The organism is Micromonospora maris AB-18-032, from assembly GCF_000204155.1.
Lineage (GTDB): Bacteria > Actinomycetota > Actinomycetes > Mycobacteriales > Micromonosporaceae > Micromonospora > Micromonospora gifhornensis.
The window spans coordinates 6120612-6136568 of the sequence record NC_015434.1 but is presented as its reverse complement, the minus strand read 5'-3'; the positions used below and the strand labels follow the sequence as shown (position 1 = coordinate 6136568).

The 15957-nt window shown below is 71.1% G+C and carries 14 protein-coding genes; 7 read left to right on the top strand and 7 right to left on the bottom strand.

The window, feature by feature from the left end:
* The first annotated feature begins 7 nt into the window (after window positions 1-7).
* Entirely contained in the window at window positions 8-1012 is a 1005-nt protein-coding gene (locus tag VAB18032_RS27220) for an inorganic phosphate transporter (protein ID WP_013736153.1), read from the top strand.
* Between the two features lie 67 nt (window positions 1013-1079).
* Here the strand turns inward: VAB18032_RS27220 and VAB18032_RS27215 are convergent, their stop codons facing one another.
* Window positions 1080-2048 (bottom strand): Gfo/Idh/MocA family protein, encoded by a 969-nt coding sequence (locus VAB18032_RS27215; protein ID WP_013736152.1) that lies wholly within the window; start codon window positions 2046-2048, stop codon window positions 1080-1082.
* Window positions 2049-2136: 88 nt separating this feature from the next.
* On the opposite strand from VAB18032_RS27215, the gene VAB18032_RS27210 reads away from it, so the two are divergent.
* Window positions 2137-2967, top strand: coding sequence for an NUDIX hydrolase (locus VAB18032_RS27210; protein WP_043722079.1), 831 nt, complete (start codon window positions 2137-2139; stop codon window positions 2965-2967).
* Between the two features lie 12 nt (window positions 2968-2979).
* Here the strand turns inward: VAB18032_RS27210 and mshD are convergent, their stop codons facing one another.
* The 3 genes from mshD to VAB18032_RS27195 form a co-directional block, all read right to left on the bottom strand.
* Window positions 2980-3891, bottom strand: coding sequence for a mycothiol synthase (gene mshD, locus VAB18032_RS27205; protein ID WP_013736150.1), 912 nt, complete (start codon window positions 3889-3891; stop codon window positions 2980-2982).
* A gap of 74 nt (window positions 3892-3965) precedes the next feature.
* Window positions 3966-4790: a polysaccharide deacetylase family protein gene (locus VAB18032_RS27200; protein ID WP_013736149.1), complete on the bottom strand. Its 825-nt coding sequence runs from the start codon at window positions 4788-4790 to the stop codon at window positions 3966-3968.
* Between the two features lie 104 nt (window positions 4791-4894).
* Window positions 4895-5635 (bottom strand): winged helix-turn-helix transcriptional regulator, encoded by a 741-nt coding sequence (locus VAB18032_RS27195; protein WP_043725879.1) that lies wholly within the window; start codon window positions 5633-5635, stop codon window positions 4895-4897.
* 253 nt (window positions 5636-5888) lie between these two features.
* Here VAB18032_RS27195 and VAB18032_RS27190 point away from each other — a divergent pair, with 253 nt between their 5' ends.
* The 5 genes from VAB18032_RS27190 (at window position 5889) to VAB18032_RS27175 (ending at window position 9368) form a co-directional block, all read left to right on the top strand.
* Complete coding sequence (locus VAB18032_RS27190; protein WP_013736147.1) at window positions 5889-6923, top strand: hypothetical protein; 1035 nt, start codon at window positions 5889-5891, stop codon at window positions 6921-6923.
* A 124-nt stretch (window positions 6924-7047) separates the two neighbouring features.
* The gene (locus VAB18032_RS27185) at window positions 7048-7833 is read left to right on the top strand and encodes an LmeA family phospholipid-binding protein (RefSeq protein WP_013736146.1); all 786 of its coding nucleotides are present in this window, start codon (window positions 7048-7050) and stop codon (window positions 7831-7833) included.
* A 72-nt stretch (window positions 7834-7905) separates the two neighbouring features.
* A complete protein-coding gene (locus VAB18032_RS33390; protein ID WP_311202345.1) occupies window positions 7906-7983 on the top strand; it encodes an Ms5788A family Cys-rich leader peptide in 78 nt (25 codons plus the stop codon).
* Between the two features lie 211 nt (window positions 7984-8194).
* Window positions 8195-9043: a sulfurtransferase gene (locus tag VAB18032_RS27180; RefSeq protein ID WP_013736145.1), complete on the top strand. Its 849-nt coding sequence runs from the start codon at window positions 8195-8197 to the stop codon at window positions 9041-9043.
* Between the two features lies 1 nt (window position 9044).
* Entirely contained in the window at window positions 9045-9368 is a 324-nt protein-coding gene (locus VAB18032_RS27175) for a DUF1416 domain-containing protein (protein WP_013736144.1), read from the top strand.
* A 273-nt stretch (window positions 9369-9641) separates the two neighbouring features.
* Here VAB18032_RS27175 and VAB18032_RS32425 read toward each other — a convergent pair whose 3' ends face one another.
* From VAB18032_RS32425 to VAB18032_RS27165, 3 genes are all read right to left on the bottom strand, one after another.
* Window positions 9642-9782, bottom strand: coding sequence for a hypothetical protein (locus tag VAB18032_RS32425; protein WP_013736143.1), 141 nt, complete (start codon window positions 9780-9782; stop codon window positions 9642-9644).
* 13 nt (window positions 9783-9795) lie between these two features.
* Window positions 9796-10962: a glycosyltransferase family 2 protein gene (locus tag VAB18032_RS27170; protein ID WP_013736142.1), complete on the bottom strand. Its 1167-nt coding sequence runs from the start codon at window positions 10960-10962 to the stop codon at window positions 9796-9798.
* A 387-nt stretch (window positions 10963-11349) separates the two neighbouring features.
* Complete coding sequence (locus tag VAB18032_RS27165; protein ID WP_043722069.1) at window positions 11350-15729, bottom strand: S8 family serine peptidase; 4380 nt, start codon at window positions 15727-15729, stop codon at window positions 11350-11352.
* Window positions 15730-15957 lie beyond the last annotated feature (228 nt).

Genomic DNA, 15957 nt, shown 5'->3' with positions numbered 1-15957 from the left:
GGTGACTGTGACTCCCGAGCTCATCGCGGTGCTGGCGGTGATCGGGGTAGCCCTGGTGTTCGACTACACCAACGGCTTCCACGACGCTGCCAACGCCATCGCGACAAGCATCTCCACCCGGGCCCTGACGCCACGGGTGGCCCTGGGCATGGCGGCGATCGGCAACTTCATCGGCGCCCACTTCGGCGCCGAGGTGGCCAAGACCGTCGGCAGCGGCCTGGTCGAGTTGCCGACCGGGGTGTCCAGCCTCGGCATCGTCTTCGCCGGTGTGATCGGCGCGATCGTCTGGAATCTCATCACCTGGTACTTCGGGCTGCCCTCGTCGTCCTCGCACGCCCTGATCGGTGGTCTGGTCGGCTCGACCGTCGCGGCGTCCGGCACGGTGCTCTGGAAGGGCATCGGCGAGAGCGTGATCATCCCGATGATCCTGTCGCCGATGGTCGGTTTCATCCTCGGCTACATCGTGATGATCGGTGTGCAGTGGCTGTTCCGCAACGGGCACCCGGGCAAGCTGAACCGCGGTTTCCGGTGGGCCCAGACCGCCTCCGCGGCGGCCATGTCGGTCGGTCACGGCATGCAGGACGCGGCCAAGACCATCGGCATCGTGGTGCTGGCCCTCTTCGTCGGCGGCTACCAGAGCGACCCGACCCACATCCCGGAGTGGGCGTTCTGGACCTCGGCCGCCGTGCTGGCCGCCGGTACGTACGCCGGTGGTTGGCGGATCATCCGCACCCTCGGTCGCAAGATCATCGACCTGCGTCCGCCGGAGGGCTTCGCCGCCGAGACGGTGGCCAGCGGCGTTCTCTACTTCAACGCCCTCGTGCTCGGTGCCCCCATCTCGACCACCCACACGATCACCTCGGCGATCATGGGTGTGGGTGCCACCAAGCGGCTCTCCGCCGTCCGGTGGGGCGTGGCCGGCAACATCGTCGGCGCCTGGATCCTGACCTTCCCGGCCGCCGGCTCGATCGGTGCCCTGATGTACTTCCTGGTCCGCCCCCTGTTCAGCTGAGCGGTAAGGAAGGGCCCCCTGTTAACGCCTCGCGTAGTACAGGGGGCCCCTTTTAACACGCAGCACCTCAGAGGTACGAGACACCGATCTGCGCGCGGACCTCGTCGAGCAGCCCCATGATCTCCAGCGTGGCGGAGTGCGGCACCAGCGGACTCTCGGTCAGCCCCTCGGCCAGGCAACGTTGCACCTCGATGGCCTCGTACTGGTAACCCGAGCCGACCAGCTCGGCGGTGAACGTCTCCGTCTCGGCGCCCTCCCGGTGCAGGTGGAAGGCTTCCGGCCGGAAGAACGGCTCGGGCAGGTCGATCCGCCCGGCGGTGCCGGTGATCGACGCGGTGACGCCGGTGGCCCCGACCAGGCCGCAGCTCAGCGTGGCAATCGCGCCCGAGTCGTACCCGAGGACCAGGCCGGTGTTCTCATCCGTGCCTTCCGGACCCAGCTTCGCCCACGACCGCACGTGCTGCGGCACGCCCAACAGCAGGTGGGCCAGGCTCACCGGATAGATGCCGAGATCCAGCAGGGCGCCACCACCCAGCGTCCGGGCCCGCAGCCGATGCTCGGGCGGGAACGGACCGGCCAGGCCGAAGTCGGCCCGGACGCTGGTCACGGTCCCGATCGCGCCGTCCGCGATCAGCTCGCAGACCCGCAGGATGAGCGGGTTGCAGCGCATCCACATCGCTTCCATCAGGAAGACCCCGGCCGCGCGGGCGGTGTCGACAAGTTCGGTGCTGGTGGGCAGGTCGAGGGTGAACGGCTTCTCCAGCAGCACCGCCCGGCCGGCGGCCAGGCAGGTGCGGGCCGCCTCGTAGTGCGCGACGTGCGGGGTGGCCACGTAGACGACGTCCAGGTCGGTGTCGGCGGCCAGGTCCGCCCAGGAGGCGTACGCCCGGGCAGCGCCGTGCCGGTCGGCGAAGCGCTGCGCGCTCTCGGCGGTTCGTGAGCCGACCGCGACCAGCTCGGCCCCCGGCACCAGCCGGAGGTCCTCGGCGAAGCGGGCGGCGATGTGGCCGGTGGCCAGGATGCCCCAACGAGTCATGGCGTGACGCTACCGAAGATCACCACTGCGTCGTACGGCTGATCCACCCGTCGAGACCGCGACGAGCGCCCGGCTAGGCTGCTGGGCGATGACGACCGACCGTGGATACCCCGCCCCGCCTGCGTTGGTGGAGCACGCCCGCCGGTTCTGGACCAGTGGCGATCAGCCGCCGGTACCCCGGGTGGCGGCCACCGTTCTGCTGCTGCGTCCGGCCCGGGAGGGCTACGAGGCGTACCTGATCCGTCGGGTCGCCGCGATGGCCTTCGGCGGCATGTACGCCTTTCCCGGCGGCGGGGTCGACCCCTCGGACTCCACCACCGGAGTCGACTGGGCGGGCCCGACGCCGGCGAGCTGGGGCGAGACCCTCGCCCTGGCCCCGGCCGCCGCACAGGCGGTTGTCTGCGCGGCGGCCCGCGAGGTCTTCGAGGAGGCCGGGGTGCTGCTCGCCGGGCCGGACGGGAGCCGGGTCGTCGGTGACGTCAGCGACGACAGTTGGGAACGCGCCCGCGTCGACCTGGAGCAGCGCCGTACCGGCTTCGCCGAACTGCTCGCCCGGCGCGGGCTCACCCTCCGATCGGACCTGCTGTTGCCGTGGAGCCGGTGGGTGACGCCGGAGTTCGAGCCGCGTCGGTTCGACACGTACTTCTTCGTGGCGCTGCTGCCCGAGGGGCAGCGAACCCGGGACGTCTCCGGGGAGGCCGACCACACGCTCTGGATCCGACCCGCCGACGCCTGCGCGCGTGCCGGGGCCGGTGAGCTGAGCATGCTCCCGCCCACCCTGGTCACGCTCGGCGAGGTGGCCGCCTGCCCGGACCTCGACGCGGTGGCGCGAGCCGCCTCGGCCCGGGACGCGGCCACGCCGATCACTCCCCGGCTGGACCTGTCCGACCCGGACGACCCCCGATTCCACCTGACCTGAGCCGGTGAGCCCTCAACCGAGCTGGTAGTTGACGTGGGCGGACCAGCGGGCGAAGCCGATCCGCTCGTAGAGCGCCACCGCCGCGGTGTTCGACTCGTCGACGTAGAGCATCACCCGGTCCAGGCCGCGCTGCTCCCGCAGGTACGTCAGCCCGGCCGTGGTCAGCGCGCGGCCGAGCCCGCCGCCGTGCGCGGACGGATCCACGCCCAGCACGTACACCTCACCGATGCGGGCCGAGCCGGGACGCTCGTGCACCTTCGTCCAGTGGAAACCGAGCAGCCGGCCGGTCGCCGACTCGACCGCGAGCAGGAAGCCGGCCGGGTCGAACCATGGCTCGGCGAGGCGTACCCGCAAATCGTCGGCGGTCCACCGGCCCTGCTCGGGGTGCTCGGCGAAGGCCCGGGCGTTGAGGGCCAGCCAGGCCTCGTCGTCGACGCCGGGACGGAACGCGCGCAGGGTCACCCCGTCGGGCAGGCGGGGTTCGGGCTGCGGGGAGGAGAGCGGCCGACGCAGTTGCCAGAGCACGCGGGCGCGACGGAAGTCGAGGTCGACGGCGAGTGCCGCGGCGGAGGGGTGGTCGCCGTGCGCCCACGCCCGCACTGGTCGGGCGGCGTTCGCCAGTACCTGCTGCGCCAGCGCCCGCCCGATGCCCCGTCGCCGGTACGCCGGATGCACCACGAGTCCTACCCCGACACCCGTGCCCGGGTCGGTGGTGTCGAGGTGCGCGTACCCGGTCAGCGTCTCGTCGGTGCCACGGGCGACCAGGTGGATCGCCGGGGCCCGCTCGTCGCGGAGTCGAAGCAGGATCTGCTCGTCCAGCGGGTCCGCGCCGTCGGTGTCGCCGGCCGCCCGGGCGAGGTCGACGACCTCGGCGATCTGTGCGGGATCGAGCCGGTCCAGCCGGCTCACCTGCGTACTGGTCATACCCGCGCTCCAGGGGCCTCGGTCTGCGTTCGCTCGCTCATCCCCGAAACGGTATCCGCACCCGGCAGGGTCCCTCACGTACCGTGCTTCGGCAGGGCCTGCAGGTCGAAGCGGGCGGTCAGGTCGGGCAGGATGCGGTAGAGCGCGTCGACGGTGCCCTGCCGGTCACCGCCCGCATCGTGCAGCAGCACGATCGATCCGGGGCGGGCCTCGGACAGCACTACCGAGGCGATCCGGGTGGCGCCGGGCGCCCGCCAGTCGGACGGGTCGAGTGTCCAGTGCAGAGGCGTCATGCCGAGGTCGCGGGAGACGGAGATGACCGGGTAGGTCCAGGCGCCGCCGGGCTGCCGGTACCAGGTGACGGGGGCGTCCGGCGCGGCGGCGTGGATCGCGGCGTTGGTACGCAGCAGGTCGTCGCGGATCCGATCCGGCGACCGGCCGCCCAGGCTCACGTCATGGTTCCAGCTGTGGTTGCACAGGGTGTGGCCCTCGTCGACGATCTGCTGGACGAGCCACGGGTAGGCCTGGGCGTTCTGCCCGACCACGCAGAAGGTGGCGGTGACGTGGTACTCCCGCAGGATGGCGAGGATCTGCGGGGTGTAGTCCGGGTTCGGGCCGTCGTCGAAGGTGAGCGCCACCTCGTTGGTGCCGGTGCTCAGCCGGGTGCCCATCGGGCCGAAGTTCGGGTCCGTCCCGTCCGACGGGCTCGGCGGGTTCGACGGGCTGGCGGACGGGTGACCGGGGTCGGCCTCGGCGGACTGGTCGGCGTATTCGGGGTGGTCAGCGCCGGTGGCGGTGACCGCCGAGTCGTGGCGCGGTGGATCGGGGACCAGGCTCCGGCCGAGCAGGTACGCCGAGCCGAGCACCGCCGTCACGACGAGCGTGATGATCCCGAGCACTCGGCCCGTGCCCCCGTGATAACCGCGCACCGCTGCCCCTCCCGCTGGCCAACTTGGCAGTCACCATATGACTGCCAAGCCGCCCAAAAGGGGCATATGCGAAATTAGCCCTCGACGGTGAGGGGCCGTGCAGCGAGCGACGCCGACTCGACGGCGTCGGAGAGCGAGTTGCGCGAGGACGGCACGACGAACTTGTAGCCGACCTGCCGCACCGTGCCGATCATCGACTCGTACTCCGAGCCGAGCTTGGCCCGCAGCCGCCGGACGTGCACGTCGACGGTCCGGGTGCCACCGAAGTAGTCGTACCCCCAGACCTCGCGCAGCAGCTGGTCGCGGGTGAAGACCCGGCCCGGGTGCTGGGCGAGGAACTTGAGCAGCTCGAACTCCTTGTAGGTCAGGTCGAGCGGGCGACCCTTGAGCTTCGCGGCGTAGGTGTCCGGATCGATCATCAGCTCGCCGGCCCGGATGGAACCACCGACACCGGCCGTCGCGTTGCTGAGCCGACCGACCGCGAGCCGCAGCCGGGCCTCGACCTCGGCCGGGCCGGCGGAGGCGAGGATGACGTCATCCACTCCCCAGTCGGCGTTCAGGGCGATCAGGCCGGCCTCGGTCACCACCGCGACAAGCGGTACGCCGAGCCCCGTCGCGTGCAGCATCCGGCAGGTGGCCCGCGCCTCGCTCAACTCGGAGCGGGCGTCGACCAGGACGGCGTCCGGGCTCGGCCCGGCGACCAGGGTGCGAACGTCGCGCGGTGCGGTGCGTACCGAGTGCGGCAGCAGGTCCAGTGCCGGCAGCACTGCAGATGGTTCGCCGGCTCGTGCGGTCACCAGCAGCAGGATCTCCACGATCACCTCCGTCCCGGCGGCCCCGTGCGGCCGCGCGCGACCAGCGGCACTCCTTGGCGGATATGGCGCTGGGAACATCCGTGGGTCCCGGCGTCGCTGACGGGCGGGTTTCGGCATGAGCGTAACCGATCGACTGCGCCGAGCCCGGGCGTGATTTCCCGTTTGCCCCATCTGCCCTCGATCGCGGCTCAGGTTTTAACCTGGCGGAAACGCTGGCACCCGCGATCTGCGGTCGGTCTGGCACCATCGGTGGGTGTTTCCCTCCAGCTCACCTGAGACCGGCCGCGAGCCGTGGGCGGACGACCCGCCCCCGGCCGGTGGCGCGGCACCGTCGACCGGCCCGACCGTGGAGAACGACGAGGCGCGTCGCTCCGGCGGCCCGCGACGCCTGCGCCGTGGCGGCTCGGCACGCCGCTCCGACGAGGCGCTCGACGGTGACGACGAGGAGGAGACGGAGCCGCCGGTCGAGGTCAGCCGGCAACTCTCGCTCGCCATCGCCGGGTTCGCCGCGCTCCTCGGCCTCGGCCTGGTCCTCGGTGCGCACACGTCGGGGCCCGACCACCGGTTGCCCTTCACGTTCGTCGTGCTCACCGTGCAGATGCTGTTCCTGCTGGGCTGGACGATGGTCACCCGACCACCCGCCCTGCCGGTGGTGCTCGGCGTCGGCGCACTGTCCGCGTTGGCGGCCGACGCGGTGGCCGTACGCAGCTCCGAGGCGCGACTCGGGCCGCTGCTCTACATCGCGATCGGCGCGGTGCTCGCCACGGTGCTCGGTCAACTGGTGCGCCGGGTGGACCGGGTCCGGGTCACCGACTCGCTGCGGACCACCGCCACCATCATGTTCGGCACGGTCGCCTTCGCCACGCTGATCGTGCTGAGCCGGATCCCCGCCGGCACCCAGGCCATCGTCGTCTGCCTCACCGCAGGCGCGGTCACGGTGGCGGTCGCCCGCGCGACCGACGCCTTCGCCGCCTGGCCCCGCCTCGCACCCCAGGTGCCCCGGGGCGCAGCGGGCGTGGTCGGCGGGGCGATGGTCGGTACGTTGGTCGGCGCGGTGCTCGGCAGTTACCTGGTCACCCCGTTCACTCCGACCAGGGCCGCGATCCTCGGTCTGGTCGCGGCGGGGGTCGCCGTGCTGGCCGACCTCGCGGTCAGCTACGCCGAGGCCGGCCGGTTGATGGCGGGTGAACAGCCCACCGTGTGGGCGGCCCGGCATGTGCAGGGGCCGTTGGGCGCGCTGGCGATGGTGGCACCGGCCGCGTACCTGATGTGCCGGCTCCTGCTGTGACCGACCGCTGCGGCACCGGCGGTGATTGAGCAATTCGGGCTCCGGGTAACACTCGTGCGCCGGCATCGGCGTACGTCAGAGACAGTCGGCGTACGCGCCGGCGTACGTGAAGACAGGAGGCGGCGTGGACCACGAGCAGACGTACGACCGGCGACCGCGGCGACGGGGTCGCAAGCTACTGATCGGGTTCGTCGTCCTGCTGCTGGTCCTCGCCGGGCTGGTCGTCATCGCCGACCGGGTGGCGGCCAGCGTGGCCGAGCGCAGAATCGCCGACGAGGTTCGCCAACAGGTGGCTCGCCAGCAGGCGCAGTCCGCGCCGCCGGAGGTCGAGGTGGGCGGGTTCCCGTTCCTCACCCAGGTCGTCGACGGGCGGTACGAGCGCATCACCATCCGGATGCGTGACGTGCAGGGCGCGGTGCAGGGCGACGCGATCTCGCTGCCCAGCCTCGACGTGGACGCCCGCAACGTGCGGGCCTCGCTGGACACCCTGCGTACCGGTCAGGGCGACGTGGTGGCCGAGACGGTCAACGGCACCGCCACCATCAGCTACCAGAGCCTGGCCGCCCTGCTCGACCGGGAAGGGCTGACCCTCGGTGAGCGCAACGGGCAACTCGCCGTCACCGCCCCCCTGGACGTCCTCGGTCAGCAGCTCACCGTCACCGGCGTCGCCGACATCGTGGTCAGCGACGAGGGGCAGATCGCCCTGCGGTTCGCGGACCTCGACGCCGAAGGGCTGCCCAGCGCCCCGCTGGCCCGTACGTTGCTGAACAACTTCGCCCGCAGCATCTCGGTCGACGTGCCGCTGCCGGAGTTGCCGTTCCAGCTCACCGTCCGGGAGGTGCTCCCGCAGCCCCAGGGGCTGACGGTGACCGCCGATGCGCGGGACGTACCGATCAACTCGGTTGGCTGACCTCGGGCTCAACGTCCCGGATGCTGGTCGGGCCCCTGGAGAAAATTGGGATCACTGGTAGGCTCCCTGGTCATGGGGACGCTCCTCACCAAACGGCGCGCGGTCGACCTGTGCCGCGTGGCCACCTGCCTGTGTCGCCCCGTCATCTGACGGCGGGGCTGCTTCCGGCCGCATAGCGGCCATCGGCACTCGGGGTTTGCGTACTCCATCCCGGTGCACCCACCGGACGCCCGGCAGCGGCGCCGTCGCACAAACCCGTGATCCGTTCCTAGCTATGGGTCCCGCGCGTGGTGCGACAACTTGAACATCCCACAGCCTCCGCGCGCTGGCTCACCATCCATCCTCACCAGGGAGTGATCTGATGAGTCGCGACACCGCACTCGTCTCGGCCGACTGGGCCGAGAAGAACCTCGACGCCCCGGGCGTCGTCTTCGTCGAGGTCGACGAGGACACCTCGGCCTACGACACCGGCCACCTGGCCGGCGCCATCAAGCTCGACTGGAAGACCGACCTGCAGGACCCGATCCGGCGGGACTTCGTCAACAAGGCCCAGTTCGAGGCGCTGCTCTCCGAGAAGGGGATCAGCAACGACGACACCGTCATCCTCTACGGCGGCAACAACAACTGGTTCGCCGCGTACGCGTACTGGTACTTCAAGCTCTACGGCCACCGCGACGTCAAGCTGCTCGACGGCGGTCGCAAGAAGTGGGAGCTGGACGCCCGGCCGCTGGTCAAGGACACCGTGACCCGCCCGGCCACCCAGTACGTCGCCAGCGAGCCGGACAACAGCATCCGGGCCTTCCGCGACGAGGTCGTCGCCGCGATCGGCACCAAGAACCTGGTCGACGTGCGCAGCCCCGACGAGTACGCCGGCCGCCTGCTCGCCCCCGCCCACCTGCCGCAGGAGCAGGCGCAGCGCGGTGGCCACATCCCGACCGCGATCAGCGTGCCGTGGTCCAAGGCGGCAAACGAGGACGGCACCTTCAAGTCCGACGACGAGCTGCGCAAGCTCTACGGCGAGGCGGGGCTGGACGACGGCAAGGAGACCATCGCGTACTGCCGGATCGGCGAGCGCTCCTCGCACAGCTGGTTCGTCCTCCAGGAGCTGCTCGGCCACCCCAACGTGAAGAACTACGACGGCTCGTGGACCGAGTACGGCTCGCTGATCGGCGTGCCGATCGCGCTCGGCGATGAGCCGGGGGAGGCCTGAGATGACCGCACCCACCGCCGCTGGTTGCGCCGCACCCGACCAGGCCGCGCCGCTGCCTGCCAGCATCGATCTGGAGAAGGAAACCGTCATCACCGGTGTCGTCCACTCCGCGCAGGGCGAGGCGGTGCCGGGTGCGTACGTCCGACTGCTCGACTCCACCGGTGAGTTCACCGCCGAGGTGGTGACCTCACCGGTCGGCCAGTTCCGCTTCTTCGCCGCGCCCGGCAACTGGACCCTGCGGGCCCTGTCCCGCCACGGCAACGGCGACATCGCCGTCACCGCCGGTCGGGGCATCACCGAGGTGACCGTCACGGTCGGCGACTGACCCCCCGTACCACTGGCCGCGTGGCCCGTGTCCCTCCCATCGTCGGGGGACCCGGGCCACGCGCCGTTCCCGCCCCGACGAGGGCAGGGCAGGCGGTTTCGCAACAACGCCGAAGTTGCTGGGTGCGGGACCGGTCGATACCGCAACATCGCCGTACCTGCTGGGCGTGGTCCGGGGCGATGCTGCTGGCCTGGGAAGTGCGTACGGCCGCCGGGTTGCCCCGACGGCCGTACCGCGTGTGGTTGTTGCTCTTTCGAGCTGGCGCTCGCGCGATCAGCTGATCTTGCGGCGGGCCTTGGCGCCCAGGTTGGCGACGGTCACCAGCAGGGCGCCGAGCCCCAGCAGGATGCTGCCGACCAGGCCGACGGCGGCCGTCGAGGCGCCGGTCAGCGGGAGGTCCTGGTTTGCGGACATGTTCTCACCTCCCTCACCCCTTTGCACCGACGGCGATGCGGGCCGGGGAGTCCCAGACGCATCGTTCGACGGTGGGTTGACGGATCGCCTTCACCAGGGCGTGCACGAGGATCACCCGGTACAGCAGGTCAGCGACGATGATCACTGGTAGGAAGAGCGGAAGCTGCGGGTGGCGGAGCCGCCAGGCGGCGATCCCCACCCAGATGCCGTGGCCGGCCAGCAGGAACAGCAGGCCGGGGAGCAGCCCGGGGCCGGCGGTGGCGATCAGCCAGAGGGTCAGCGGGCCGCCGGCCACGTAGAGCAGCCAGTGCAGGATCAACAGAAGGTACGCGTAGTCGAAGCGGGTCGCGTACCGGCCGACGCGGTGACCGATGACGCCCTGGAAGGTGCCCCACATCCAGCGCAGGTTCTGCCGGTACCAGTCGCGCAGGTTGGTCGGGTCCTGCAGGTGGGCCAGGGCGCGGGGTGCGTAGACGACCCGGCCGAGGTTGCGTCGGTGGGTCTCCAGCACCCAGTAGGTGTCGTCGACGATGTACGGCGGCTGCGTGGGCAGCACCACGTCGAGCAGTTCGGTCCGGTAGATGGAGTTCGAGCCGGAGATGCAGTTCATGACGTTGAAGTGGCTCTGGATCCGGCGGATCACCGCCTGGTACATCCAGTAGCTGTACGCCCGCTTGGCCAGCCACGGGTTCCAGCGTCGCTCGGGCGGCCACCAGGTGGCGTTGTGCCCCACCACGATGCTGACCTCGTCGGTCATCTTGTCCAGCGCGGCGGTGACGAAGTCCGGTGCGACCACCACGTCGTCGTCGAGGATGGCCACTGCCCGGTAGCGACGGCCGAGTTCGAAGGCCTCGTAGGCGGTATGCAGGGCGGCCGGCTTGCCGACGTTGTGGGTCAACGGCAGCACCCAGGCACCGGCCCCGGCGGCGAGTTCGGCGGTCTCGTCGGTGGAGGCGTCGGAGACCAGGTAGACGTCGCTGCCGGTGGCCCGCGCCGCGCGTACCGTCGCGGCGATCGTGGCGGCGCCGTTGCGGCAGGCGATCAGGATGGCGACCTGGTCCGCGCGTACCGGCCCGTAGAGCGGGGGGCGGGCGGCGTGGCGCGGCTGGTAGCCCACGGCCGGACGGAGGAAGCCGTACCCGAAGGAGCCGATGATGAGGAGCAGTACGAGACTACTCACAGTAATCGATACGGTCAGCAGAACTTCGGGCATAGGGGGTCAATTCGCAGGTAGGGGGAGGTGAGCGCTACTCGCGTTGGAGGTTCGCCGATAACGCTAAGTGATATTTGATAGATCGCCAAGTCTGGTGATCAAATTCGGCCGATCGGACCATCCGTGAATGTCCTCGCGGCGGCGCGGAGCCGCGAACCAGCAGGCCAGGCTGGCTGGCCGGGCTGCCCGAAGTGCCACCGACCCGCCCGTTTGACCGGGTTCAGGACCCTCCGCGACCAGGCGCTCCCCGCCGAAGTGGTCTTCGCCACCCCGGCCGTTCCGCGCGGATCCCCCTGGCAGAAAGCGGTGGCCGCCGGTCGATGAACGACCGGCGGCCACCAGAAGGTTGTCGGATCAGATGCCGGTGGCTCTGGTGCAGGTGGAAGCCGGGTCGAGGGCGAAGTTCAGCGTGCCCACGATGCCCGCCTCGATCTGGTGACGTTGCACCTGCGGAACCCAACCGTCCTTGGCGACGATCACCTCGTACCGGCCTCGCGGCAGCCACCAGGCGTACTTACCGCTGGCGTCAGCGGTAAGCGTGGTGCCGGTGCCGGCCGAGATCAGGTTCACCCGCACGATCGCCGGGATGCCGACGGTGACGCCGCCGCAGGTGGTACCCGTGACCGTGCCCTGGATCTTGCCCCAGTTGTTCGGCGGGGACACGTTCATCTCCACCGACACCGGGGTCACCGGATAGGGGGTGTTCGAGGCGATCGCCAGCTCACCGGCGTACCGGCCCGGCTGGAGGACGCCTGCCTCGGTGGTGGCGTCGAGCGTCACGGTCACCGTCCGGGACGCGCCCGGAGCGAGCGTGAAGGTGCTCGGCGACGTGCTCAGCCAGGGCAGGTCCGCCTCGGCCGCGCAGAGGTCCAGGCCACCGAGCCGCTCACTGTCCGGACTGCCCACGAACGAACTGGGCGAACCACCGATCTTGTACGCGCCGCAGGCGGCGGCGCCCCGGTACCTGCCGAACCGGGCGTTCGGCAGGTCACGCCACGCCCCGGTGGCCGGGTCGAAGGCGACGGTGCGGTTGGTGACCGCCGTCGACCCGTCGGTCACCCCGCCGGCCAGCACCAGCAGCCCGCCGGCCGCCGCGTACTGCGAGCCCCACAGCTCCAGCGGCATGCTCGGCAGCGGGCTCCAGTTGTCGGCCGCCGGGTCGTACCGGTAGGCGTCGGTGTACTCGGTGCTGCCCGTGCCACCGGCACAGTAGACCGAGGATCCGATCCCGCCGCAGGACAGCCAGGACACCGGATGCGGGTAGTTGGCACCGGTACGGAAGGAACCCGTGGCCGGGTCGAAGATCACTACCCGGTTGCTGTCGGTGCAGGTGGCGTCGGCGCAGCCACCGACCAGGTAGACCTTTCCGCCGAGCACCGCCGCGCCGGCCGCCGCGACCGGGGTCGGGTTGGTGGCACCCGGGACAGTGCTCCAGGTGCCGGCGGCCGGGTCGAAGACGTCGACCGTGGCTACCGTGTTACCACTGCCACCCCATCCACCGATCACGTAGAGCTTGCCGTTGACCGCTGCCGCCGCCGGCTTCGAGCGGGCCACCGGCAAATCGGGCAGAGCGGTCCAGGCGTTGGCCCTCGGGTCGTACACCCAGGCCTTGCGTTCGGTGCCGGTGCTGCTGCCACCGCCGACCGAGTAGACCTTGCCGTCCAGCCACGCCCCCGCGTTGTCGTAGATCGACGCGGGAAGCTTGGCGATCTCAGTCCACGCGTCGTCGGCGGCGGTCGAAGCGGACTCCGGCGCGGCACCGCCGTACGCGATACCGGACCGCTCCTTGCTGATGCCCTTCATCTTCTGCACCTGCAGAGGCGCGCCAGCACCCTGCGTGAGCAACGCGAACTGGCCGGAACGCTCCAGCAGATCCACCTCGGCCGGCGCGCTACCGGTGTTGCGTACCGTCACCGTGGTGGTCCGTACGAGGCCGTGCCGCTGGTGCGACTCGATGCTGGTCGGGCTGACCGTCACCCGCCCGGCACCGAGGGCGAAGTTCGTCCGCTTCACCCCGTCCTCGACCACCGCGACGTCCTTGGTGACCGACTGGTACGGCGTTCGGCTGGCGGTGAACGGCCGGGTGCCGGTCAGGGTGGAGAAGATCCAGTAGAAGCCGTCCGGCTGGGCGCCGTCCTCCGGGGTGGCCGCCGAGACCGCGCTGTCCTGCGGCTGGTCGTCGCTGACCACCGTCACCCCGTTGATCGCCTCACCGGTGTTGCGGTCGGTGGTGTTGCCCACCACCAGGCCGCCCGGCACCGGCGTGCACTCCCGGTTGACCACCTCCACGTCGTCCACCTGCCACCACCAGGCGAAGGTGCCCTTGAACCGGAATCGGACCAGCGCCGACTCGGCGTTGGCGGCCGGAGTCAGCGGCACCTCCTCGACCCGGGGCCCACGCCGGCTCGACGTCTGGTGCCAGACGTTGGTCCAGGTCGCTCCGGCGTCGGTCGAGACGTCGATGTCGGCCGTGTCGGTGATGCCGACCGCCCGCCAGTCGCTGCGGAAGCGCAGCACCGGTGCGGTCGCGCCGGACAGGTTCAGCGGCGGGGCGACCAGGTCGGTGTCCTGGGTGTTGCCGCTGCCCAGGGCGTCACTGTCGATGATGGCGAACCCGCCCGAGCCGCCGGTCAGGTTGCCGCGCGAGCGCGGGTCGTTGAAGACCCAGCCACCGGAGGCGGTGCGGTTGGTCACCGTCCAGCCCGACGGCGCACTCGTGCCGTCGAAGCTCTGGGTCAGCAGCGGAGCACCGAACTGGCCCGAGTAACCGGCGGCGACGCAGCTCGCCTCGACCGGTACGGCGATGTTGGCCGTCACGTCCCGAGCGGCCACCGCCACGTCGCGGGTGACGGCCTGATAACCCGGGTACCGCGCGGTGACGGTGAGCCGGTACGAGGTGCCACCCGGCGCGGTGAATGAGTAGCGCCCGGTCACCGGGTCGGTGAAGATCGGACCGCCGGGTCGACCGGCCACCTCGATCCGCGCGTACAACGGCCAGCCGTGACCGGAAGCGTCGGTGACCTTGCCCTTCACGGTGACCGTCGGGTTGGCGGTCAACGCGAAGTCGCGGGTGACGGCGCCGCCCTCGGCGACGGTGACGGTCGCCGACTGGCCGACGTAGCCGTAGGCGCTGACCGTCACCGTGCTCTCGCCGGCCGGCACGCTAAGCGTGTACCGACCGTCGGGGCCGGTGCTGGTGGTACGGGTGCCGTCGGTCACGGTCGCCCCGTTGACCGGGTCGCCGTCGGCCGCGTCGGTCACCCGGCCGGTGACCCGGCCGACCGAGCCTCGGGGTGCGTCCCGGACCGCCGCGTACGCGTCCAGCCGGCCCTCGCCGAAGATGTTGTTGTCGGCCGGGGTGCCGCCGCAGGTGGTCGCGTCGACGTCGCGGGCCGTGCGGTCCAGCAGTTCCTCGGTGCCGGCGATGTCCCCGCGCAGGCTCGGCGCGGCGGACCAGACCAACGCCACGGTGCCGGACACGTGCGGGGCGGCCATCGAGGTGCCGCTGGCCGAGGCGTACCCGCCGTTGCGGACGCTGGAGCGTACGTTGCTGCCGGGCGCCGCGACGTTCGGCTTGATCAGGTCGGTGCCGGAGCCGCGACCGGAGAAGCTGGCGATGGCGTTGTTGACGTCGTAGGCCCCGACCGCGTACGCGTTGGCGTTGTCGCCGGGGGAACCGGCGCTGCCGCAGCTCGGGCCGTCGTTGCCGGAGGAGAAGACAGGGAACATCCCGGCGGCCCGCCAGGCGGCGATGGTCTGCTGGTACCAGGGGTCACCGCCGTCGCCGCCCCAGGAGTTGTTGACGATGTCGGGACGCAGATCCGGCCGGGGGTTCTGGCCGTTGGCGTCGGTGGGTGCGAGCACCCACTGGCCGGAGGCGAGCAGGGAGGCGTCGGAGCAGCTGCGTGCCTCGCAGCCCTTGGCGGCGATCCACTTCGCGCCCGGTGCCACCCCGATCTGGTTGCCGGCCCCGTCGTCGCCGACCATGGTGCCCATCGTGTGGGTGCCGTGGTCGTTGTTGTCGCAGGGCGCGGTGCCGGTGCAGATCCCGGCCGGGTCGAACCAGTTGTACGCGTGGTCGAAGCTGCCGCCGAGGTTGCCCCGGTAGGAGGCGACAAGTGCCGGGTGGTCGTACTGCACACCGCTGTCGATGTTGGCCACCACGATGCCCTCACCGCGGTCGCCGAACTCCTCCCAGACCCGGGGTGCCCCGATGTTGGTCAGCCCCCACTCGACGGCGGCGGTACGCGCCCGGGTCGCCTCGCTGGAGGTCGGCAGCAGCAGGGGGTAGCTGCGACTGGGCGCGATCCGGGACACCTCGGGCCGACCGGCGATCTCGTCGACCAACGCCTTGTCGCCCTCGACCCGGATCGCATTGGCGATCCAGTACGCCGTGTGCGGCACCTTCCGCTCGTCGAGCAACTCGCGCAGGTCGGCCTGGCTGCGGGCGGCGGTGCTGGTGAGCAGCCGGTGCACGGCGCGGGCCCGCTCATCGGCATCGCGCGTCCTGGCGGCCTCGGCCAGCGGTGCGGTCTCCCGCAGGTAGACCAGGAACGCGGTGGTGTCGCTGGTGGCGAGCCGGTCCACCAACGCCTCGTCGACGGTGGCCCGCTGTGGTGCCGGCTGCGGTGCCGGCGCGGCGACCGCGGGCTGTGCGGTGACGGCCAGCAGCGCAGCGGTCGCGATCGCCACCGCCCGCCATCGTGGTGACCGTGCGGATGGTCGTGTGAACAAAGGTTCCTCCCCCACGTCGTCGTCCCGATCGACTCGGGCCGGGCATCCGCGGGCCGGGTCGTGACACCGCGGAGCGGTCGGACGATGTGGGTGGCTGGTGGTGGTGCCCGCCCGCTGAGAGTCATGCTTCTGCGCCGACGATCAGTGATCAATGGAAGATGTCGGTCAGTACTCGGTCAGTGACGAGGCGCAATCCTGACCGTTAGGCTCACTGCCGGGAGCCATCGG

Coding starts and splice junctions, on each gene's coding strand:
- VAB18032_RS27215 (WP_013736152.1), bottom strand. CDS start 2,048: ATGACTCGTTGGGGCATCCTGGCCACCGGCCACATCGCCGCCCGCTTC.
- VAB18032_RS27210 (WP_043722079.1), top strand. CDS start 2,137: ATGACGACCGACCGTGGATACCCCGCCCCGCCTGCGTTGGTGGAGCAC.
- mshD (WP_013736150.1), bottom strand. CDS start 3,891: ATGACCAGTACGCAGGTGAGCCGGCTGGACCGGCTCGATCCCGCACAG.
- VAB18032_RS33390 (WP_311202345.1), top strand. CDS start 7,906: ATGGGGACGCTCCTCACCAAACGGCGCGCGGTCGACCTGTGCCGCGTG.
- VAB18032_RS27180 (WP_013736145.1), top strand. CDS start 8,195: ATGAGTCGCGACACCGCACTCGTCTCGGCCGACTGGGCCGAGAAGAAC.
- VAB18032_RS27175 (WP_013736144.1), top strand. CDS start 9,045: ATGACCGCACCCACCGCCGCTGGTTGCGCCGCACCCGACCAGGCCGCG.
- VAB18032_RS32425 (WP_013736143.1), bottom strand. CDS start 9,782: ATGTCCGCAAACCAGGACCTCCCGCTGACCGGCGCCTCGACGGCCGCC.